Below are 22,154 nucleotides of genomic sequence, written 5' to 3' on the forward strand. Positions count from 1 at the left end.
TATAAATATCAAAAATAATTGATATCAAAATGACATTTTTAGAAGAAGTAGCTCAAAATATTTACCATAAATACGGAGAAAATATTTCCGACTATACTATCATTTTTCCCAATAGAAGAGCTAGTTTATTTTTTAATACTGCCTTAAGGAAATTGATAAATAAGCCCATTTGGGCTCCAGAATCGATTTCGATAGAGGATTTTGTGAAACAGCAAAGTGAATATGCTGTTCCTGATCAACTCAGTTTAGTGTTTACTTTACATGAAGTTTTTCAAAAACATGCTCCTTTTAAGGAAGATTTTGAGCAGTTCTATTTCTGGGGGGATATGTTGGTAAAAGACTTTAATGATGTGGATCATTATATGGCTGATGCTAAGCCATTATTTGCTAATTTATTCGAATGGAAAAAATTATCAGACACAGATTTCTTAACAAAAGAACAACTTCTATTGATAGAGAAATTTTGGAGAAGTTTTGAAGCAAAACCCAAAGAAGCCCAAGAGAAATTTACACGTAATTGGAATATCTTATACCCTGTTTATGAAGATTTCAGAAATAAATTATTACAACATAAACAGGCTTACAATGGCTTATTGTATAGGATTTATGCTGATAAATTACTTTCAGGTAAAGAAAGGATATCTGATAAATTAATTTTTGCTGGATTTAACGCCTTAACCAAAACCGAAGAAGCCATTATTTCTGAAGCGGTTAAAAATGGAGCAGAAGTGTTTTGGGATTTAGATGCCTATTATGCTTCAAAAGAAAATATTAATCAAGAGGCAGGAAATTTTTTCAGGGAATATGCAAACCATAGTATTTTAGGAATGACTATGCCTTCTGACTTGCCTAATAAAATCTTAGAGAATACACCTCAAATAAATATTACGGAGATAAAAGGAAATATTGCACAGACAAAATTTTTAGGGCAATTATTGTTGAAGCAAAATTTAGAATCTCCTGAGAAAACTGTAATAATTTTAGGGGATGAAAGTCTACTATTCCCCGTTTTGTATGCATTACCTGAAAATATCAAAAAGGTAAATGTTACCATGGGCTATCCATTACGTTTTGCTTCCATCTATCAATTAATGAATACTTGTCTACATTTACAGAAAAATAGTAGGACTGAAAAAGACGAAATTTCCTTCAATCACAGAGATGTGTTAAAAGTATTGAAGCATCCATTTGTAGGGAACTTATTAGAGGAAGAAGCGAAATCACTCATCCAACATATTGAAAGCAATAATTTAATTCGATTGAAATTAGAGGATTTATTCCTTGAAACTCAACAACACAATGAGCTGATAAAGATTTTATTCAAAGATGGATCAGAAAATTATTTTCTCTACTTAAAGAATATATTGCAATTTGTTCATTCTGAGGAAATAGAAACTACTGAACAAGAGTTTATTGCTGAGATATACAAACAAATAAGTCAGTTAGAACAAATAATTAGTGATTTTGATCTATCACTCGATATCAATGCCTTTATACGATTGTTTAATAGAATTATACAATCTATAAGAGTGCCCTTTTCAGGAGAGCCGCTTGAGGGGATTCAGATTATGGGTGTACTTGAATCTAGGAATCTGGATTTTGATCACATTTATTTTTTAAGTATTAGTGAGGACAATTTTCCTGGCGGTGCTAATAATCAATCTTTCATCCCTTATAATATTCGTAAAGCCTACGGCCTTCCTACTTTAGAGCAAAGAGATGCTATTTATGCGTATTTATTTTACAGACTTCTTCAGCGATCTAAGGATATTAATTTAATGTATAATAGTGATAATACTGGTGGAAAAGGAGGAGAACCTAGTCGTTATCTTTTACAATTACAATATGAATTAGGTCTTCAGTCTGATAAAATAAAACTTCAAAATTTAAATCAAGATCCTCAAGCAGCAGAATCATACCCTATCAGTATTGAAAAAAATGAAGAGATTCGCTCAATCCTTGATCAATATTCAAATGAAAGATACTTATCTGCTTCAGCACTTAAAACTTACCTAAACTGTAGGCTTCAGTTTTATTTTAAATACATAGCGGGTTTAAAAGAAAGGGAAGAGGTAAGTGAGGATTTAGATGCAGCTGACTTTGGTAATATCTTACATCATACCATGGAGGAGCTTTATGGTAGCGTTTTAGGAGAACCGCTGGATCAGAATAAAATCATTTTATTAAAAAATGATATAGATAAAATAGTTCGTAAAGAATTTGCTGATTTATACGGAAAAGGGAAAGATGTAAAAGAGTATAAATTTGAAGGAAGAAATATCATCATTAGAGATGTGGTGAAAAGAATGATAGCCCAAATTCTTGATTATGATGTCAAAATTGCTCCTTTTACTGTAAAAGCTGTGGAGGGTGAATTTGAACACAAAATATCATTGGATAATGGTCGTAACATCAGAATGAAAGGTTCTATCGATCGTTTGGATGAAAAGGAAAATACCATCCGAGTTATTGATTATAAATCTGGTGGGGATGAAGTAAAATTCCCAGATGTTGAAAGCTTATTTGATCGAGACCATAAAGACAGAAATGGTGCTGCTATGCAAACTCTGATGTATTCATTTTTATATATAAAATCTCCTGATTATGATGGAGAAAAGAATGTTATGCCTGGTTTATACAATGGGAAAGGGCTATTTCAAAATGATTTTTCAGAAAAACTAAAGATGAATTCTAAGCAAATAAATAATGCAGTTTTATTGATGGAGGAATTTGAAGAAGGATTGAAAAAGATCTTAACTGAATTATTTAATAGCGATCAAGAATTCGATCAAACCAGTAAAATAGAGAATTGTACGTATTGTCCTTATAGAACAATTTGCAATAAATAAAAAAGCGACACGTGAACTAAACGTGTCGCCAAACCTAATTGAACATGAAAACTAAATTGTTATCTGAAATAACTTTTCTATAAACCTGATTGAGAATAAATAGTTTTCAAATTCAGGGCTTTATATAAGAACTTTTTAAAAGTTTATTATTTCTTAACCTAGATGAATATTATTGCTCTATTAAAATCATCTGGATAGTGTAATATTTTTATGTTCATTTAAAACCTTTTACATTTACATTCGTAATTGAAATTCATGCCAAAGCAGAAAACTATACTAGCACTATTTTTATCCTTTCTTGTATTGAGTACAAGCTTAGGTGCGGTGATGTATAAGCACTACTGTGGTGATAATCTGCAAGATGTGGCTTTGTCGGAAAGTGACCAACACTGCACACATCATCAGGATGATAAAAAAATGCCAGCATGCCATAAGCATGAAGCTGATAAAGAAGGATGCTGTAAAACCGAAACTCAAAAAATTGCAGTTGACGATATTCAGCAAGAGAAAGAAAGTAATTCAATTCTTAAGTCTGGATCTTCTTTTGTTTCGGTAATTTATGTATTGGTTAATTATTTGTTTTCTAGTCCACTAGACAATCAGGCAAGAATTAGTTTCGTATATTTTGACGGCCCCCCACTATATAAAGCCTCTTTAGAAGTACTTTACCAAAGCTTTTTGATTTAATACTACCATTGCTTTAAACAAGCGAAGAGAGCAAATGCTCCTTTGATAAAATATCTATGTTTAAATCAATGGTAATTGTATGTTAAATCGAATTATAAAATTTTTCTTATATAATAAGTTAGTCACCTTTATTTTATTGATAGGTCTTGTGGCCTGGGGAATTGCAGTAGCTCCTTTTGGCTGGAATATTAACTTCTTGCCATCAGATCCGGTTCCAGTTGATGCTATTCCTAATTATGGTGAAAATCAGCAAATAGTTTTCACAGAATGGAAGGGGCGTTCTCCCCAAGATATTGAAGATCAAATTTCTTATCCGTTAACCACCTATTTACTAGGTATTTCAGGTGTAAAAACTGTCAGAAGTTCTTCAATTTTCGGCTTTTCGAGTATCTATATCATTTTTAATGAAGAAAATGAATTCTACTGGACCCGTTCACGAATATTGGAAAAACTGAATTCTATTCCACAAGGTCTATTGCCTGAAGGAGTTCAGCCTACTTTAGGGCCTGATGCCACTGCTTTAGGACAAGTTTATTGGTACACTATTGAAGGCCGAGACAAAGATGGAAATCCCACTGGAGGCTGGAATTTGGATGAAATCAGATCTGTTCAGGATTATTATGTGAAATATGGATTAAATGCAGCTGAAAATGTATCTGAAGTAGCATCAATTGGAGGTTTTGTAAAAGAATATCAGATTGATGTAAATCCAGATGCTTTAAAAATCTATAATATATCTCTTGAAAAAGTTCTTTCCGCTGTTAAAAATTCTAATAGAGATGTTGGCGCTAAAACTATAGAGATAAACCAAGCTGAATATTTAGTTCGTGGCTTAGGGTATATTAAGAATAAAGAAGATATAGAATCGGCTGTAGTAGCAGTTGAGAATAATACACCTATTCGAATAAAAGATGTAGCAAGTGTAAGCTTAGGGCCAGCAACTAGGAGAGGAGTATTAGATAAAGATGGTGCTGAGGTAGTTGGGGGAGTAGTAGTGGCAAGATATGGAGCAAATCCATTGCAAGTTATCAATAATGTTAAGGCAAAAATAAATGAGATAGCACCAGGCCTACCTTCTAAAATTTTAGCAGATGGAACTGAAAGTAAGCTGACCATTGTACCTTTCTATGATCGGTCAGATTTAATATATGAAACGCTTAATACGCTTGAAGATGCACTTAGCCTGCAAATTCTGATTTCAATATTGGTCATTACTATAATGGTTTACAGGATCAGAGCCTCACTTTTAATTTCTTCTTTATTACCTATAGCCATACTAATTGTATTTATAGCCATGCGCTATGTGGGGGTTACAGCCAATATAGTGGCCCTTTCAGGTATAGCCATTGCTATTGGTACTATGGTCGATTTAGGTATTATCCTAACAGAAAATATTCTTAAGCACTTAGATGATGCTAATGAAGGGGATTCATTAATTGATATTATTTACAGAGGAGCTTCTGAAGTTTCAGGTGCAATCTTAACTGCAGTATCAACAACTATTGTCAGTTTTACACCTGTTTTTTCTCTACAGGCTGCGGAAGGAAAGCTTTTTAGTCCTTTAGCATTTACGAAGACTTTTGCTTTAGTAGCTGCACTTTTGGTGAGTTTATTAATTCTTCCTGCATTAGCCCATTTGTTTTTTGGATTGAAACCAAAAAATAAATGGGTAAGTAGACTAGTCAATCCAGCGTTAACAGTTGCAGGTATTTTATTATTGATTTTTGGCCACAATTGGGCAGCTGTGGTTTTATTGCTTTTTGGGATCATGGGCTTTATAAAAGGTCTTGTGGTAAAAAGAGGTTTAACTCTTCATTTCATAATAAAGTGGATTATAGATAAAGCAGATATTATTATCACTTTATTTGCTGTTTTATGGTTATTGGCTGAATATTGGCTACCACTTGGGCCTGCCAAATCAATTCTTTCTAATTTTATTTTTGTTGGACTAATAGTTGGGTTGATTTTAGTAGTCTTTATTTTAATTGAAGCCTATTACAAATCAATTCTAAATTTATGCTTAGAGTATAAAAAGACATTTCTATCAATCCCAGTGGCTCTAATTATGCTAGGTCTTGTGATTTGGTTAGGGTTTAATACAGTATTCGGATTTATAGCAAATGGTTTTAATGCATTGGGTTGGGATATTGAAAAATCAAAACCATGGACTGCCATTTCCAATACCTTTCCTGGAATTGGAGAGGAATTTATGCCATCTTTAAATGAAGGAAGCTTCCTATTAATGCCAACTTCAATGCCGCATTCGGGTGTTGCTTACAATCGCAAAGTTTTAGGTCAGTTGGATATGATCTTAACGAATATACCAGAGGTTGAACTTACAGTGGGTAAATTAGGTCGTGTGCAATCTGCCTTAGATCCAGCACCGGTTTCCATGTTCGAAAATGTCATTAACTACAGGCCGGAATTTATTCTAAATGAAAAAGGAGAAAGACAGAGGTTTGAAGTTAATTCTGATGGTAATTATGCTATTAAGTCAGAGCGTTTGAAATCAGTAAAAGGTGTTTCTGATGAGCTTTATTTTTCTACAAATAATAGGAAATTCCTTAATTCGGAAGGAGAGAAGTTAGAAGAAACAATTCAAACTGAAATTGAACAACTAGTAAATGGTAATTATAAACAATTCCTGATTCCAGATGAGGATGGCCTTTATTTTAGAAACTGGAGAGATCATATTAAAACTCCGGATGATATATGGAATGAGATTGCCAAAGCTACCAAAATCCCAGGTGTTACTTCAGCTCCAAAACTACAGCCTATTGAAACACGATTGGTTATGCTTCAAACAGGAATGAGAGCCCCAATGGGGATTAAAGTATTTGGTCCTGATTTGCGTTCAATTGAGAAATTCTCCTTGGAATTAGAGGATGTGTTGAAAGAGGTAAACTCTGTAAAATCTGAAGCGGTTTTTGCAGATCGTATAGTGGGTAAACCATATATGTTATTGGATATTGATCGACAAGAGATTGCCCGATATGGATTAAGTGTTGAAAATGTTCAACAGTTTATTGAAACTGCCATAGGCGGAATGGTGATTAGCAATACAGTTGAAGGTAGGGAACGCTTTCCTGTTAGAGTTCGATATCCTAGAGAGCTGCGAGATAATCCTGAGAATTTATCGAAAATGCTAATCAGTACACCCACTGGTCCTCAAATACCTTTAGGACAAATTTTAGATATAAGATATGAGAGAGGACCTCAAGCTATTAAAAGTGAAAATACCTTCTTAGTTGGCTATGTATTATTTGATAAAAAGGATGGCTTTGCAGAGGTTACGGCAGTGGAAGATTCCAAAAAATTGATTCAGCAAAAGATAGAGGCTGGTGAGATAGAGGTGCCAGCAGGAGTTAATTTTAAATTCTCAGGAAGTTATGAAAATCAAATTCGAGCAGAGAAAAGATTAAGCTTCATTGTTCCGGTAGTGCTTTTAGTAATCTTCTTAATACTGTATTTTCAGTTTAAATCAGTTTTAACCAGTATCATGGTATTCACAGGAATTGCTTTAGCATTCAGTGGAGGCTTCATCATGTTATGGTTATATGATCAAAGCTGGTTTTTAAATATAGACTGGTTCGGTATTAATTTCAGATCCTTATTTCAGATTCAAACTATCAATTTGAGTGTGGCTGTTTGGGTTGGATTTATAGCCTTGTTTGGTATTGCTACAGATGATGGTGTAGTAATGGCTACCTATCTTGATCAGAGTTTTGCTAAAAGAAAATCAGATACTTTAAAGGATGTTAAGCAAGCGGTAATTGCAGCAGGGCAAAAAAGAATTAAGCCAGCTGTAATGACATCAACTACGACCATTATTGCCTTACTTCCGATTTTAACTTCCACTGGTAAGGGTTCTGATATTATGGTGCCAATGGCTATACCAGCCTTTGGAGGGATGTTAATTGCATCTATTACTTATTTCCTTATACCCGTTTTGTATGCGATTAAAGAAGAAAGTAAGCTGAAAAAGAGAAAAGATGACTAATTAAATCTAATCGTTAGATGATTAAATAGATGAAAATGGATACATCAATAAAAAATACATATTATAAATTTTTCTTGAGCATGATTTCATTACTGTTGCTTTCACACAGTTCGTATGCTCAGGAAAGTCAAATGAAGGTTCAAGAATATTTTGAAATTGCAGTTGAAAATAATCCTGGTTTACAATCGGATTATAAAGCATATGAAGCTGCTCTTCAAAAATTACCTCAAGTTTCAACATTGGCAGATCCAAATTTTTCAATTGGATATTTTATTTCACCAGTAGAAACTAGAGTAGGGCCCCAACTGGCAAAGTTTAGTTTGAGTCAAATGTTCCCATGGTTTGGTACCTTAAAAGCCAATGAAAATGTAGCCGCTTTAGAAGCGGAAGCATACTTTCAGAATTTTTTGGATAGCAGAAATAAACTGTATTGGAAAGTAGCTCAATCCTATTATGATATTCTTGAAAATCAGGAACTGCAAAAACTTGAAAAAGAGAATATTGAAATTCTCCATGAATATAAAGCTTTATCAGAACGAAAACTGAGTAGTTCTAAAGCTAGTATGGTGGATGTTCTTCGTGTGGACATCATGATTGATGATGCTGAAACCGAATTATCTCTTCTTGAAGATAAGTATCAACCATTATTGACTGCTTTTCAGAATATTTTAAATTCGGAAACAGAGCCTGAGTTTAATTCAATTCCAGATGTAAAAGGCTTTGAGCCAGAAATGTCTGTGGATACAGCTTTACAAAGTCATCCTTTAGTTCAGTTTATTGATTATAAAAGAGAATCTTCACAGGAAAGAATTGAATCGATCAGAAAGCAATCACTGCCCAAAATTGGAGTTGGGCTAGATTATGTGGTGGTAGGTGAAAGAAATGATGTCACTTTAAGTGATAATGGACAGGATGTTTTAATGCCTATGGTAAGTATAAGCTTACCCATTTTTAGGAAAAAGTATAAAGCTCAGGTCAAGGAAGCAGAATTAATACAGGAGCAATACCAGTTAAAAAAGCAAAATGTGATTAATGATTTGAGTACAGAGTATTCCTCTACAGTTTATGAGATTAATAAGCAGGCAGAATACATTTCGCTTTACCAGCGCCAGATTGAGAAAGTAAATAATACGCTGTCAATATTGGAAAAAACTTATGCGGCTTCTGGGGTAGAATTTGAAGAGTTATTAAGAAGCAGACAACAATTATTGAAATATCAAAAGCTAGAAACTTTAGCAAAAGCAAAACAAGCCACTTTAATTGAAAAGTATAATTACTTGACTTCAAAAAGACAGCTTTAATAATATTAAGAAGAATTAAATCATGAAGATCATGAAATTAAATAAAATAAATATCATCATCATTTTAGTAAGTGTTGTAGTAGGAACTATAATAGGCTATTTCCTAAATGGTTCCTCTGATCATCAACATGAGCAAGCCGGTAATTCAGAAAATATGGAAGCAGAAAGTCAAATTTGGACTTGTTCTATGCATCCTTCCGTAAGACAAAATGAACCAGGGGATTGCCCAATTTGTGGAATGGATTTAATACCGCTTTCAGAATCGGATAATCAAGACGGATTTAGTGCAAATGCCGTGAGTATGTCTTCAACTGCTATGAAATTAGCAAGTGTAGAAACTGCAGTAGTTGAAAAAGCTATGATTGAAAAGGAAATTTCAGTTACAGGGAAGTTGCAAGAAAATGAAAATATGGATTTTACTCAATCAGCGCATTTCTCAGGCAGGGTAGAAGAACTCAATGTTAATTATGAAGGCGAGTTTGTTAGAAAGGGCCAATTAATAGGAAAGTTATATTCTCCAGAGCTTCTTACAGCCCAAGAGGAATTATTACTTGCCTATAAGCAACGAGAAAATAACCCAACCTATTTTGAAGCGGCAAAACAAAAACTTAAAAATTGGAAATTATCAGATCAGCAAATTCAAAGCATTATTGAGGCTGAAACGGTAAAAGAAAAATTCAATATCATTTCTGATTTTTCAGGTTATATATCGAAGATCAATGTTACTGAGGGAGAATATGTTAAGCAAGGGCAGTCTTTATACGAACTGGATAATTTATCTAGCTTGTGGGTTTATGTAGATGTTTATGAACAAGATCTTCAATTTGTGAAAATGGGAAGTGAGGTACAATTTCATGCTCGTCCTTTCCCTTCTAAAGAGTTCACTACAAAAATTGATTTTATTTCGCCTATAGTGGATGCCAAAAGTAGAACAGTAAAAGCAAGAGCTACAATTCAAAATGCAAACGGACTACTTAAACCCGAAATGTTGGTTTCAGCAAATATTGAATTCAAACAATATGACAGTTCGGCTATTGTAGTGCCAAAGTCAGCTGTAATGTGGACGGGTAAAAGATCGGTTGTATATGTGAAGGAAGAGACTCAAGCAGGTATTAGCTTCACCATGCGAGAAGTAGAATTAGGACTAGCTCTGAACGATAGCTTTGTAATAGAATCAGGATTGAATGTGGGAGAAGAAATTGCAGTTGCCGGTACTTTTAGCATTGATGCCGCAGCACAACTAGCCGGAAAGCCTAGCATGATGAGTGCTGAAAATATGGAGTCAGTTGAACTTACTAAGGAAGCTAAGCTTGAACTTAAGCCACTTTTTGATTCTTATTTTGAATTAAAAGATGCCTTAACACAAGATGATTTTTCGACTGCAATTACTAAATCAAAAGAATTAAAGGCAGCTTTTCAAAATGTTAATATGAAAGCTTTTAAGAATGATTCTCATGAAATATGGATGGGATATCATAAGAAAATGGATAAAATACTGGAACATATACATCATCATGAAGATATAGAAGGGCTGAGAAAAAACTTCATAGCTTTATCAGATTGGATGATTCAGTTAACCAAATCATTCAAACCACATGATGAAACGCTTTACTTGCAACATTGCCCAATGGCAGATAATAACAAAGGAGCCGATTGGTTGAGTAGAGAAGAACCTATAGTAAATCCCTACTTTGGTTCAAGTATGCTCAGTTGCGGTGAAGTAACAGAAGTATTGAAGTGACATTAAGACTTTTTTTGAACATGAATAAATAGTTAAAATTTAAACTAATTATTATGAATGATTTTTTAATGAACTGGGCGGATGCCGCCTCTACAACAATTGGATTTTTTTGGATGGCACTTTGGGCTTTTATCATAGGTTATGCCATTAGTAGTTTCATTCAAGTTTTTATTACAGAAGAAAAAATGCAGAAAACCATGGGTGGTGAAGGAGCCAAACCTGTTTTCTTAGGCACCTTTTTTGGTTTTATAAGCAGTTCCTGTAGCTTTTCGGCACTTGCTTCTGCTAAATCACTTTTTCAAAAAGGTGCGAGCTTTGTTTCCTCCATCGCTTTTTTACTTTCGTCAACCAATCTAGTAATTGAACTAGGGATAGTTATCTCTATATTCTTAGGATGGCAATTTGTAGTTGGGGAATATGTTGGGGGTATAATTTTGATCTTAGTGAGTTGGTTGTTGATTAAAATTATAAAACCTCAAAAATTAATAAAGAAGGCAAAAGAAAATTTAGGTTCTGATGAACATGATCACAGTGATGATAAATCATTCAGTGAGAAAATAAAATCTCAAAAGGAGTGGTCAAAAGTAGGGAAACAATATTTCATGGAATGGAAAATGGTATGGAAAGACGTTACTATAGGTTTTACGATTGCAGGAATTGTAGCAGCTTTTGTTCCGGATAGTTTTTTTCAAACCTTGTTCATCAATACCGATACTAAAACAGCTTCATTTAGCTTTTTCACATTATTAGAACATGTTTTAATTGGTCCTTTTGCAGCTTTTTTAACTTTTATCGGATCAATGGGGAATATTCCTTTAGCAGCTTTACTTTTTGGTAAGGGAGTGAGTTTTGCGGGCGTTATGGCTTTTATTTTTAGCGATTTGGTCGTATTTCCGGTATTAAGAATTAATGCCAAATATTATGGCTGGAAAATGAGTTTTTTCATTTTGTTCTTACTATTCACTTCATTGATTGTGGCCTCTTTAGGTTTACACTATGGATTTCAGTGGTTGGATGTTTTACCTTCTTTTGATTCAGTTTCTATTGCTGAACAAGAATTTTTTAAGTTCAATTATACATTCTATATGAATTTAGGCTTTCTATTCATTTCAGCTATTTTGATATATTTTGGTTTTGTAAAGGGTAAGGATGTGATGTATCATAAAGAAATGGCGCCTAAAAGTCCTGCCTTAGAGAAGACTTTGAAATATATTGCTTTCCTAGCGTATGCATGGCTTACTGTAGGAGTAATTTTAAATTTCTTTTATATCAATTAATCTCTTTAGTTTTATGCAATGAGAAGGAAAAACAATAAATATTATATAAGAAAAACACATCGTTATTTAGGTGTGATTATTGGAATCCAGTTCCTGTTCTGGACGATAAGTGGCCTTTATTTTACTTGGACTGATATAGATGAGATTCACGGTGATCATTTTATTAAAGAAACAGATATTGTAAATTCTATCGATTCAAAGGAATTGGGATTAAGTATAGATTCATCAGTTGTCTCGTCTATGGAATTGAAGTTTATCAATTCGGAACCCTATCTATGGGTTAATGATTCGAAATTAATTCATGCTAAAACTGGTGAGGTAAAATCTGAAATCTCTGAAAGCGAAGCTAAAAAAATAGTGAGGTCAAGAGTAAAAGAAGAATATGAAATTGAGACTGTAGAGTTTTTAGAAAGCACTGGGCCTCATCATGAGTATAGAGGAAGAGAGTTGCCTGTTTGGCAAGTTAATTTTAAAGGAAATGAATCCATTGCAGCTTATGTGGATGTAAAAACGGGTGATTTTAAAACCCTTAGGCATAGAGATTGGCGATGGTTTGATTTTCTATGGATGTCCCATACAATGGATTATGAAGGAAGAGATGATTTCAATAATTTGTTAATTCGTGTTTTTTCACTCTTTGGTTTATTTACCGTATGCTCAGGCTTTTTACTGTTTTTTGTAAGTACCAAATGGAGTCATAAAAAACTTAATAAGTAAACATTATAAACTAATTTTGTAACTATTATAAATCTTAATAAAATGAAAAAGGTATTTTTATCCATTATCGCATTAACAGTTGCGATATCTGCATGTAATCAAGAAAAGAAATCTGAAAACCAGACTTTAGAAGAGAAGGAGACTAAAAAAGAAGTAGTATTAAAAGCAGGAGCAGAAGTTAGTTCTGAGCAATTAAAAAGTATATTGTCTTCATACTTCAGTGTTAAAGATGCTTTAGTAAATACTGATGCGAAAGAAGCGAAATCTTCACTAGCTAAATTATTGGAATCTGTAAGTTCTGAAATGGAACAAATTAAATCTATTTCTGAAAGCATGCATGAAAAAGAAGATGTTGAAGAAATAAGAAAAGGATTTGAAGACTTAAGTAAGGAAGTTTACTCTTTAGTGAAAGAAAACTCTGATAATAAAGAGCAAACTGTGTATAAGCAATTCTGCCCAATGGCATTCAACAATAAGGGTGCTTTTTGGTTAAGTGATGAGGAAGAAATTAGAAATCCATATTTTGGAGATAAAATGTTAAAATGTGGTAAAGTAGAAGAGAAGCTATAATATTTCTTGTTATATAACAATAAAAGTCGCTCATGTGACATTTGTTACTGAAATTGAAATACATGTAGCAACAAATTTTTCTATCTTTACGTTTCGAAAATCAGAATTAAACATAAAAAGAAAATGGCAAGTACTGTAGAAATAACTGACAGCAATTTTGAAGAAATATTGAAATCTGATCAACCAGTTTTGGTTGACTTTTGGGCTGAGTGGTGTGGACCATGTAAAATGATCGGTCCGTTAGTTGAAGAATTAGCCGGAGATTATGATGGTAAAGCTGTCATCGGTAAAGTGAATGTAGATGAAAACCCAAATGTATCTGCTAAGTTTGGTATTAGAAGTATACCGACATTATTAGTTTTTAAAGGCGGTGAAGTAGTTGACAAACAAATCGGTGCAGTGCCTAAACAAGTATTGGCTGACAAAATTGATGCTCAAATAGCATAATATTTTATGATATACTATAAATGAAGGGATGTTTTCACATCCCTTTTTTTTATAGCAGCATAAAAAAGCCTGAAATCATCAGGCTTAGTATATTTAAAAAAGTGAAATATTATTCAACAGGACTTAACTCTTCAACAGAGATATGCTCTTCTTTTTGAATATTTTCAGGTAATTGAATATCAGATAAAAGCTGTTCTTCTAGCAAATCAGCCCAAGCTATCATATAATCAACTACATCTTGTTTATTGTTATGATAAAGCTTAACACCTCTGTCTCCCATATATCTTCTTACTTCCTGATTTTTCAATCTTTCTAAATCGATCATATCCTTTCTTTTCAAGCCAGATTCCATCATGCTTGAAATGATTTCATCCATAGGCATAGCACTGGTGCCACAGTAATCTTGAACTTGATCAGTCCAATCACCTGATTTACGCATTGCATATTCATGAATTTCTCTTTTAGAATATGGGGTTAGTTCCTGGGCTAAATGTCCACAATTACAACCTCCCATATGCCCCCATTGATAATGCGTACCATCATTAATTCTTTTGGCTGCAGTCCTAATCGCGTTGATTAATTTTATATTCGGTCTTGCCATAATCTCAATTTTTTATTTTTTAACTAACTAATGAAAAGGAAAGTTTACTAAAATTATTGATTTTATGAGCATTTTTGTAATTAATGAGCATTAATTGATAAAGCTTATTAATTTTGTCTAACTATTATGGAAACATTGAGTTAACTCAAATAAAACTTAAAAGGAATGGCATTTAATTTTTTCAAAAAGAAAGAAGATAAAGAAACTAAGAAATCAAGCAGATATAAAGAACTAACTGTTCGTAAGGTGATTAATGCAACAGCAGATTCTATCATCATAGAATTTGAGAAGCCTGAATGGGAAATGACCTATACGGCTGGTCAATTTCTAACACTTATAACAGATATAGATGGAGAAAGTGTAAGAAGGGCTTATTCCTTATGTACTTCACCCTTGGTTGATGATTATCCCGCGGTAACAGTAAAAAGAGTTCAGAATGGTAAAATGTCAAACCATTTGAATGACAACCTAAAAGAAGGTGATAAGCTGCAGGTATTAGAGCCAATGGGTAATTTCACCACTACTGTAGACGCTAGCAAAAAACGTCATTTGATTATGTTTGCCGGAGGAAGTGGTATTACTCCAATGATGGGAATCTCAAAATCAATACTTCATGCTGAACCTGATAGCATTATCTCATTAATTTATGCTAACAGAAATCTTGAATCAGTAATTTTCAAGAAAGAGTTTGATGAGCTTGAAGATCAATATGAAGGTAGAATGCACGTCATTCATATATTGGATGATGCGCCTATTAACTGGCAAGGTGAATCTGGCTTGTTGAATGAGGAAATGCTAAAGAAGATTTTAGATAGAATTCCAAACTGGGGCAATGATCAAACTCAATATTTAATGTGTGGTCCTGAAGGGATGATGAAAAATGTTGAGATCTATCTGGAAAATTTCGGTGTAGATAAGTCAAATGTATTTAAGGAAAGTTTTGTTCAGGGCACCATTGATAAAGCCGAGAAAAAAGCACCTGAATCAAAAGGAGGAGAAGAATATGAAGTGACTATTCTGTTTGATGGTGAAGAACACAAATTCCCTGTTCCTGCTGGTAAAACAATATTAGAAACGGCCCTAGACTTAGATATTGATTTGCCGTTTTCTTGCCAGAGTGGTTTGTGTACAGCCTGTAGAGGGAAATTATTATCTGGTACTGTAGAAATGGAAGAGGATGAAGGATTATCAGAAGCTGAAAAAGAGGAAGGCTTTGTATTGAATTGTGTTGGACACCCTACTTCAAGCGATGTTAAAATCGAAATAGGATAAAACATAATACTAAATTATCAGTAATAGTGAAAGAGGACAGTGTCCTCTTTTTTTATTTTCAAAAGATCAGTTATGGAATTTCAGATACCCGAAAGAAAATATTTACCAAAAGATTTTAAAGTAAAGGACTGGGAAACACTAAAGCCTTATTTTGAGACTTTGCTGAATGATGAAATTAATTCAGGAAAAGAATTAGAGTCTTGGTTTCATAAATTAAGTGAATTAGAGGCGGTTGTTTCTGAAGAAATGGCCTGGCGATATATCAAAATGACATGTGATACTTCAGATGAAAAGCTAGCTGAATCATTTGAAGATTTTGTAAGAAATATTCAACCACATATAGCTCCATACAATGATAAATTAAATCGTAAGGCATTATCATCTCCTTTCCTTGCAGCTGTAAAAGAGAAGGATGGTTTTGACATCATGATCAGAGAAATGGAGAAAGATGTTGAAATTTTTAGAGAAGAAAATATTCCCTTAGAAACCGAAATATCAAGTCTTTCCCAGAAATATGGGGCCATATTGGGCGGAATGGAAATTGAATATGAAGGTAAGCAATTAACTCTTCAACAGGCAGCAGTTAAGCTTCAGTCAACGGACAGAGAATTAAGAGAAAGCATTTATAAAAAAATAGCCAACAGAAGATTAGAGGATAAATCAAAATTAGATGAATTATTTTCTGAGCTTATAAGACTCAGAACAGATGTGGCTAAAAATGCTGGTTTTGCGAACTACCGTGATTATAAGTTCAAATCAATGGGTAGATTCGATTATACACCTCAAGACTGCTTCGATTTTCATGAGTCAGTGAAAGAAGAAGTGGTTCCTTTATTGAATGAAATAGCAAAGGAAAGAAAAGAGAAATTAGATTTAAGCACTTTAATGCCTTGGGATAAAGCGGTTGATACTTCTGGTAAGGAATCATTAAAGCCTTTTAATGATGCTGAAGATTTAACGGCTAAAACCATTAAAGTTTTTAATAAGCTCGATCCTTATTTAGGCGATTGTTTGCTGAAAATGATTGAGATGAAACATCTCGATTTAGAATCCAGAAAAGGGAAAGCACCTGGCGGATATAACTATCCATTATCGGAAACAGGAGTACCTTTCATATTTATGAATGCTACATCCACTTTGCAAGATATGGTAACGCTTTTACATGAAGGTGGGCATGCTGTGCATTCTTTTTTAATGAATGATTTAGAACTGACTGAATTTAAGAATCCGCCTTCTGAAATAGCGGAATTGGCTTCAATGAGTATGGAACTGATTACTTTAGATCATTGGGACGTATTTTTTGAAAATGAAGAAGAACTAAAAAGAGCCAAAACAGAACATTTAGAAGGGATTATTCAAACGCTTCCTTGGGTAGCTACCATTGACAAATTCCAACATTGGGTGTATGAGAATCCTAATCATACCTTAGAAGATAGAAAAAAAGCTTGGAATAAAATATTTGACACCTTTTCTGATTCCCTTACAGATTGGTCAGATTTAGAAGAGATAAAGGATTATTTATGGCATAAACAACTGCATCTTTTTGAAGTACCTTTTTACTATATCGAATACGGAATGGCTCAATTGGGCGCAATTGCAGTATGGAAGAATTTTAAGGATAATCCTAAAAAAGGATTGGAATCTTATATGGAAGCATTAAAGCTTGGATACACAAAGTCAATTCCAGAGGTATATGAAAAAGCAAATATTAAGTTTGATTTTAGTAAAGAAAATATTAGTCAATTGATGAATTTTGTTAAATCAGAGATGGGAAATATTTAGCAATTATTAAAGCTTCGAAATTTAGTTGAAAGTAGACCATTAAAAAGTTGATGGATTAGTCAAAAAATTAAAAATAAGTAATTTTACCTATACATTTCTAAGTGATTTAACCCTTATGTCGTAATTATTCAATTTGTACTTTTGAAGAAAAAATATAAAGTTATGAATAATTCAACAGAGGGGGTTACGTTATCATCAGCTTTCGTAAAAGACATTATAGATCTTTATGAAGGCAAAGACTCTTACCAAAGAGAGCTAAAAAGAATGGCAAATGGGTTAGACTTATCTAGCGCAATGAAATTTGTACCTATGGAGACTTATAATTCAATGTGTAATTGGATTGAGTCACAAATAGGTCAGGCTAATACAAGAAGGTTAGGAAGAAAGATTGGCGCAACGGCTTATTCTGGAATGTTAGCGAATGGTTTAATTACTAGTGATGCTTCTCCAAAAGAAATGATGGAAGGTTTAGCAAAAGTAGCATCCATGATGATTAAAGATCCTGAAGGAAGAGGATGGGAAATTTTGGAAACAGCTCCTAAGCATATCATCATGAGAAGAACTCAAACATTTAATAGTACTTTACAATTTGGTTTAATTGATGAGCTAATTAGAAAAACCAAGGCAGTGAGTCCAAAAGTAGAGTACGTTAAATCAGTAGCTGACGGGGATGAATTCGATGAGTATAAAATCTCTTGGTTTTAAGCTAATGGCATTTTAGGCGATGAACATAAAAAAACCTGCTCTTAAAAAGAGCAGGTTTTATTTTTAATAATCAATTCGATTATTTTTTGTTTTTTGCTAAGTAAGAAGAAACAGATTCTCTCGATTCTTGCATAGCCTCTTTTCCTTCTTCCCAGTTTGCAGGGCAAACTTCACCGTATTTTTCAACGTGCTGCCATGCATCCACAATTCTTAACATTTCGTCAATGTTTCTACCTAATGGTAAATCATTGATAGTTTCGTGACGAACAATACCTTTTTTATCGATGAAGAATGTACCTCTAAATGCTACTGGAGCACCTTCGAAAATTAATTCACCTTCTTCATTATAATTCCAATCACCAGCTAAAACGCCAAAGTTGTTAGCAATAGTTTTGGAAGCATCAGCTACTAATGGGTAATTAACACCTTCGATACCACCATTTTCCTGTGGAGTTAATAACCAAGCTAAGTGAGTTTCTTCTGTATCAGTAGATGCACCTACAACAGCAACACCTCTTTTTTCGAACTCAGCTAATTTTTCTTGGAATGCCAATATCTCAGTTGGGCAAACGAAAGTGAAATCTTTTGGGTAGAAGAAGAAGATTACATCCTTCTGTCCGATGTATTGCTCTAATGAGAAATCTTCTACTATTTCTTCTCCGTTAATTACTGCTCCTGATTTAAATACTGGGGCTTTTTTTCCTACTAAAGACATACTATTCTTTTAAGTTTTAGATTTAAAAAATTAAATTTCTAATTGTTAATTCAATTCATCAGAAGGTCAAAATCGAATGATTACTAAACCTCCCGTCCAATTGAGTTGCAAAGGTAAGGCTATCATTATTTTTTAGCAATTCTTACTCTAAAAGAATAGATTGATATTTTGGATAATAAAATAGAAAATATCTATAACAAAAATTCTTACTGAAATCAGATTTGGTCTTGAGAAGAAAGTGAAGGATCAAATTATTCTACACTATTTCAGTCAAAAACTTTAATCCTTTTTAGTTTTAGCTAGTTTTCATTTTTCTGGCTTTTAATTAAGGCTATATTTAGGTTTTAAAATTTGAATATGAACGCATCTATTAAAGAATATATAGTATCAATTAACTCAGCAATTGAAAAAGAAAATTTTGGTGAACAGCCCAAAGAATTATATGAGCCTATTCGCTACATTATGTCATTAGGAGGGAAAAGAATGCGACCTCTTTTAACTATGCTTGCTTATCAGCTTTATCATCCGGAACCCAAGGAAATAATCCCTGCAGCTGTATCGGTTGAGGTTTTTCACAATTTCACCTTGATGCATGATGATATCATGGACAATGCTCCTTTAAGAAGAGGGAAAGAAACAGTTCATGAAAAGTGGAATAGCCCTGTTGCTATTTTGTCTGGTGATGTAATGTTGGTGAAAGCCTACCAACAGTTAATTGAATATTGCCCTGCTGATAAGTTGAAGGTAATTCTTGAGAAATTTAATCAATGTGCAATAGAGGTTTGTGAAGGCCAACAAATTGATATGAATTTTGAGGAGGAAGATATTGTACAAGAAAAGGAATACATCAATATGATTCGGCTAAAAACAGCAGTTTTGCTTGGTTTTAGTTTAGAATTTGGAGGTATACTGGCAATGGATAATGTAGCAGATCAAGCTTTGCTTTATCAAATGGGAGTAAATGCGGGAATTGGGTTTCAGTTGATGGATGATTTATTAGATGTATATGCTGATCAAGATAAATTTGGCAAGCAAGTAGGAGGGGATATCATTGCAAACAAAAAGACTTATTTATTAATAAAAGCAAAAGAATTAGCACAAGGTGAAAACAAAGTAGAGCTTAATGATTGGCTACAAAAGGAGGAGTTTGATAAGAATGAGAAAGTATTAGCAGTTCGAAAGATTTATGATGAGCTAAAAATAAAAGAGCTAACAGAAAGAAAGATGAATGAGTATTTCGAGAAGGCGTTTCAGAATTTATCTGATTTGGAAGCAGTGGATGAAAAGAAAGAAATCATAAAAGAATTTTTCACCTATTTAATAAATAGAGAGCAATAATGAGTACTACTTTAATCATTATAATTGTTACCTGTATTATCAGTATTCCTGCATTTAATAATCATACAAGAATGTATTCGTGGATGTTTAATCCATATCAAGTAGTGCATAGAAAACAGTTTTACAGACTGATTACTTCAGGCTTTCTACATGCGGATTATGTGCATCTGATTTTCAATATGCTAACACTCTACTTTTTTGGTGATGCAGTAGAGTTTTATTTTAATCAGATCAGTAGCTATGGAACTATACTTTATGTAGCATTTTATTTATCAGCTATCGTAATAGCAGATATTCCAACCTTAATAAAACATAAGGACAACCCAAATTACAATGCTTTAGGTGCTTCAGGGGCAGTTTCTGCTGTTGTTTTCAGCAGTATTCTTTTCAATCCAATGTCTGATTTATGTTTATATGGGATTTTATGCTTGCCAGGCTTTATATTCGGTGCTATTTATATTATTTATTCCTATTATCAAGGGAAAAGGCAAGCTGGAAATATTAATCATGATGCTCATTTATTTGGTGCTTTATATGGTTTAGTGATTACCGTTGCGATTTGGCCTGGAGTGATTCCTCATTTTATAGATCAGCTGAGTACGTTCAGTCTTTTCTAATTAATCCATTCAAAAGCTTTAATTCATTTTAAAGCTTTGCTTTTTTAATTACGGCTAGTAAAGAAGAGCAGTGAGTGAAACTTGGGTCAAACTTTTGTTAAAGGCAGATTTTTATAACAAAATTCGTAGATTTGCGCCAAATTAAAGAATAAGAAATGAGTAAGCAAAAGCCTTCAATACCTAAAGGAACTCGTGATTTTGGACCAGCAGAAATGGCTAAAAGGCATTTCATTTTAGATACCATCAAAAAGGTGTATCAAAAATACGGATATGCTCCAATAGAAACTCCTGCTATGGAAAACTTAAGTGTTTTGCAGGGGAAATATGGTGATGAAGGCGATCAATTACTTTTTAAAATATTAAACTCTGGAGACTTTCTTTCAAAAACTCAGGAATCAGACCTAAAAGATTCTAAAACACTACAACCTAAAATTTCTGAAAAGGGGTTGAGATATGATTTGACTGTTCCTTTTGCTCGCTATGTGGTAATGAATCAACATAATTTGAGTTTTCCTTTCAAGCGTTACCAAATTCAACCGGTTTGGAGAGCAGATCGACCTCAAAAAGGAAGATATAGAGAGTTTTATCAATGCGATGCAGATGCTATTGGTACAGATTCAATGCTTTGTGAAGCGGAAATAGTTTTGATGATTCAAGAAGTTTTCAAGCTTCTGCAAACTAAAAAGCCTGATAGTTTAGATTATGCTATAAAAATCAATAATCGAAAAATTCTTTCGGGTATAGTTGAAGTAATGGGTGCTGCAGGGAAAGAAACTGATTTTGCAGTTGCAATTGATAAGCTTGATAAAATTGGTGAAGAAAAGGTAAAAGAAGAATTGACTGAGCGAGGTTTTGAACAATCTGCTATTGATACCTTAAGTCCTTTATTTTCATTATCGGGTAGTAATAAAGATCAGTTAGCATTTTTAAAGGATTTCCTTTCAAACTCTGAGGTAGGGCAAAAAGGGTTAGCCGAGTTAAATGAAGTTTTTGATATATTAGATTCATTTGGGGCCAATGTTCCAGAACTTGAATTAGATGTTACCTTAGCAAGAGGGCTATCCTATTATACAGGGGCTATTTTTGAAGTAAAGCCACAAAATGTAAAAATGGGAAGCATCTGTGGAGGCGGTAGATATGATGGCTTAACCGATACTTTTGGTTTGCCTGATGTGTCAGGCGTAGGAATTTCTTTTGGTGTAGATCGAATTTATGATGTATTGGATGAATTAGAATTATACCCTGAAAATTCCGAGAGTAGCACTCAAGTATTAATTGTTAGCTTTGATGATGAAAGCTGGAAATATAGTTTGAAGGTTCTACAAAGATTAAGAAATGCTAACATTAAAGCGGAGCTGTATCCTGAGCCAGTAAAGCTAAAAAAGCAAATGAAGTACGCCAATGATAAACAGATTCCATATGTGATTTTGGTTGGTTCAGAAGAGGTGAAAACCGGCCAACTTACTTTTAAAAATATGCAGGATGGAACTCAGGATAACCTTAATTTGGATAGCATATTGAAACATTTTTAAAAC

The 22,154-nt window shown here is 33.4% G+C and carries 17 protein-coding genes; 15 read left to right on the forward strand and 2 right to left on the reverse strand.

Annotated features, from left to right (window positions below; genetic code table 11):
- Window positions 1-29: 29 nt before the first annotated feature.
- The 9 genes from QYS48_RS10115 to trxA all read left to right on the forward strand — a co-directional run bounded on the left by QYS48_RS10115 (window position 30) and on the right by trxA (window position 13,589).
- Window positions 30-2,849, forward strand: a complete 2,820-nt coding sequence (locus QYS48_RS10115; protein ID WP_308355804.1) for a PD-(D/E)XK nuclease family protein — start codon at window positions 30-32, stop codon at window positions 2,847-2,849.
- 255 nt (window positions 2,850-3,104) lie between these two features.
- Window positions 3,105-3,536 carry a hypothetical protein gene (locus QYS48_RS10120; protein WP_308355805.1) on the forward strand — a complete coding sequence of 144 codons (432 nt, stop codon included), beginning with the start codon at window positions 3,105-3,107 and terminating at the stop codon, window positions 3,534-3,536.
- Window positions 3,537-3,615: 79 nt separating this feature from the next.
- The gene (locus QYS48_RS10125; protein WP_308355806.1) at window positions 3,616-7,536 is read left to right on the forward strand and encodes an efflux RND transporter permease subunit; all 3,921 of its coding nucleotides are present in this window, start codon (window positions 3,616-3,618) and stop codon (window positions 7,534-7,536) included.
- Between the two features lie 35 nt (window positions 7,537-7,571).
- Window positions 7,572-8,837, forward strand: a complete 1,266-nt coding sequence (locus QYS48_RS10130) for a TolC family protein (RefSeq protein ID WP_308355807.1) — start codon at window positions 7,572-7,574, stop codon at window positions 8,835-8,837.
- A gap of 31 nt (window positions 8,838-8,868) precedes the next feature.
- Window positions 8,869-10,578 (forward strand): efflux RND transporter periplasmic adaptor subunit, encoded by a 1,710-nt coding sequence (locus QYS48_RS10135; RefSeq protein ID WP_308355808.1) that lies wholly within the window; start codon window positions 8,869-8,871, stop codon window positions 10,576-10,578.
- Window positions 10,579-10,631: 53 nt separating this feature from the next.
- Window positions 10,632-11,855, forward strand: a complete 1,224-nt coding sequence (locus tag QYS48_RS10140; protein WP_308355809.1) for a permease — start codon at window positions 10,632-10,634, stop codon at window positions 11,853-11,855.
- 18 nt (window positions 11,856-11,873) lie between these two features.
- Window positions 11,874-12,572 carry a hypothetical protein gene (locus tag QYS48_RS10145; RefSeq protein WP_308355810.1) on the forward strand — a complete coding sequence of 233 codons (699 nt, stop codon included), beginning with the start codon at window positions 11,874-11,876 and terminating at the stop codon, window positions 12,570-12,572.
- Between the two features lie 42 nt (window positions 12,573-12,614).
- Window positions 12,615-13,142: a DUF3347 domain-containing protein gene (locus tag QYS48_RS10150; protein ID WP_308355811.1), complete on the forward strand. Its 528-nt coding sequence runs from the start codon at window positions 12,615-12,617 to the stop codon at window positions 13,140-13,142.
- A 123-nt stretch (window positions 13,143-13,265) separates the two neighbouring features.
- Window positions 13,266-13,589, forward strand: coding sequence for a thioredoxin (trxA, locus tag QYS48_RS10155; protein ID WP_308355812.1), 324 nt, complete (start codon window positions 13,266-13,268; stop codon window positions 13,587-13,589).
- Window positions 13,590-13,698: 109 nt separating this feature from the next.
- Here the strand turns inward: trxA and QYS48_RS10160 are convergent, their stop codons facing one another.
- Window positions 13,699-14,190 (reverse strand): hypothetical protein, encoded by a 492-nt coding sequence (locus QYS48_RS10160; RefSeq protein ID WP_308355813.1) that lies wholly within the window; start codon window positions 14,188-14,190, stop codon window positions 13,699-13,701.
- A 165-nt stretch (window positions 14,191-14,355) separates the two neighbouring features.
- On the opposite strand from QYS48_RS10160, the gene QYS48_RS10165 reads away from it, so the two are divergent.
- The 3 genes from QYS48_RS10165 (at window position 14,356) to QYS48_RS10175 (ending at window position 17,949) form a co-directional block, all read left to right on the forward strand.
- On the forward strand, window positions 14,356-15,462 hold the full coding sequence (locus QYS48_RS10165; RefSeq protein WP_308355814.1) for a ferredoxin--NADP reductase: 1,107 nt from the start codon (window positions 14,356-14,358) through the stop codon (window positions 15,460-15,462).
- A 72-nt stretch (window positions 15,463-15,534) separates the two neighbouring features.
- Window positions 15,535-17,244: a M3 family oligoendopeptidase gene (locus tag QYS48_RS10170; protein WP_308355815.1), complete on the forward strand. Its 1,710-nt coding sequence runs from the start codon at window positions 15,535-15,537 to the stop codon at window positions 17,242-17,244.
- A gap of 162 nt (window positions 17,245-17,406) precedes the next feature.
- Complete coding sequence (locus QYS48_RS10175) at window positions 17,407-17,949, forward strand: hypothetical protein (protein WP_308355816.1); 543 nt, start codon at window positions 17,407-17,409, stop codon at window positions 17,947-17,949.
- Between the two features lie 79 nt (window positions 17,950-18,028).
- On the opposite strand, the gene QYS48_RS10180 is transcribed toward QYS48_RS10175, so the two are convergent.
- The gene (locus QYS48_RS10180) at window positions 18,029-18,664 is read right to left on the reverse strand and encodes a peroxiredoxin (protein ID WP_308355817.1); all 636 of its coding nucleotides are present in this window, start codon (window positions 18,662-18,664) and stop codon (window positions 18,029-18,031) included.
- 357 nt (window positions 18,665-19,021) lie between these two features.
- Here QYS48_RS10180 and QYS48_RS10185 point away from each other — a divergent pair, with 357 nt between their 5' ends.
- The 3 genes from QYS48_RS10185 (at window position 19,022) to hisS (ending at window position 22,151) form a co-directional block, all read left to right on the forward strand.
- Window positions 19,022-20,002, forward strand: coding sequence for a polyprenyl synthetase family protein (locus tag QYS48_RS10185; RefSeq protein WP_308355818.1), 981 nt, complete (start codon window positions 19,022-19,024; stop codon window positions 20,000-20,002).
- Window positions 20,002-20,619: a rhomboid family intramembrane serine protease gene (locus tag QYS48_RS10190; RefSeq protein WP_308355819.1), complete on the forward strand. Its 618-nt coding sequence runs from the start codon at window positions 20,002-20,004 to the stop codon at window positions 20,617-20,619. The genes QYS48_RS10185 and QYS48_RS10190 overlap by 1 nt, the downstream gene beginning before the upstream one ends.
- Before the next feature lie 155 nt (window positions 20,620-20,774).
- Window positions 20,775-22,151 (forward strand): histidine--tRNA ligase, encoded by a 1,377-nt coding sequence (gene hisS / locus QYS48_RS10195; RefSeq protein WP_308355820.1) that lies wholly within the window; start codon window positions 20,775-20,777, stop codon window positions 22,149-22,151.
- Window positions 22,152-22,154 lie beyond the last annotated feature (3 nt).

It is taken from the genome of Marivirga arenosa (genome assembly GCF_030503895.2).
GTDB classification, from domain to species: Bacteria; Bacteroidota; Bacteroidia; order Cytophagales; family Cyclobacteriaceae; genus Marivirga; species Marivirga arenosa.

What these genes read in the sequence shown, in the direction of transcription:
- QYS48_RS10185 (WP_308355818.1), top strand. Translation starts at nt 19,022, where the DNA reads ATGAACGCATCTATTAAAGAATATATAGTATCAATTAACTCAGCAATT.
- QYS48_RS10120 (WP_308355805.1), top strand. Translation starts at nt 3,105, where the DNA reads ATGCCAAAGCAGAAAACTATACTAGCACTATTTTTATCCTTTCTTGTA.
- QYS48_RS10160 (WP_308355813.1), bottom strand. Translation starts at nt 14,190, where the DNA reads ATGGCAAGACCGAATATAAAATTAATCAACGCGATTAGGACTGCAGCC.
- hisS (WP_308355820.1), top strand. Translation starts at nt 20,775, where the DNA reads ATGAGTAAGCAAAAGCCTTCAATACCTAAAGGAACTCGTGATTTTGGA.
- QYS48_RS10190 (WP_308355819.1), top strand. Translation starts at nt 20,002, where the DNA reads ATGAGTACTACTTTAATCATTATAATTGTTACCTGTATTATCAGTATT.
- QYS48_RS10145 (WP_308355810.1), top strand. Translation starts at nt 11,874, where the DNA reads ATGAGAAGGAAAAACAATAAATATTATATAAGAAAAACACATCGTTAT.
- QYS48_RS10170 (WP_308355815.1), top strand. Translation starts at nt 15,535, where the DNA reads ATGGAATTTCAGATACCCGAAAGAAAATATTTACCAAAAGATTTTAAA.
- QYS48_RS10165 (WP_308355814.1), top strand. Translation starts at nt 14,356, where the DNA reads ATGGCATTTAATTTTTTCAAAAAGAAAGAAGATAAAGAAACTAAGAAA.
- QYS48_RS10175 (WP_308355816.1), top strand. Translation starts at nt 17,407, where the DNA reads ATGAATAATTCAACAGAGGGGGTTACGTTATCATCAGCTTTCGTAAAA.
- QYS48_RS10180 (WP_308355817.1), bottom strand. Translation starts at nt 18,664, where the DNA reads ATGTCTTTAGTAGGAAAAAAAGCCCCAGTATTTAAATCAGGAGCAGTA.
- QYS48_RS10135 (WP_308355808.1), top strand. Translation starts at nt 8,869, where the DNA reads ATGAAATTAAATAAAATAAATATCATCATCATTTTAGTAAGTGTTGTA.
- trxA (WP_308355812.1), top strand. Translation starts at nt 13,266, where the DNA reads ATGGCAAGTACTGTAGAAATAACTGACAGCAATTTTGAAGAAATATTG.
- QYS48_RS10150 (WP_308355811.1), top strand. Translation starts at nt 12,615, where the DNA reads ATGAAAAAGGTATTTTTATCCATTATCGCATTAACAGTTGCGATATCT.
- QYS48_RS10140 (WP_308355809.1), top strand. Translation starts at nt 10,632, where the DNA reads ATGAATGATTTTTTAATGAACTGGGCGGATGCCGCCTCTACAACAATT.
- QYS48_RS10115 (WP_308355804.1), top strand. Translation starts at nt 30, where the DNA reads ATGACATTTTTAGAAGAAGTAGCTCAAAATATTTACCATAAATACGGA.
- QYS48_RS10125 (WP_308355806.1), top strand. Translation starts at nt 3,616, where the DNA reads ATGTTAAATCGAATTATAAAATTTTTCTTATATAATAAGTTAGTCACC.
- QYS48_RS10130 (WP_308355807.1), top strand. Translation starts at nt 7,572, where the DNA reads ATGGATACATCAATAAAAAATACATATTATAAATTTTTCTTGAGCATG.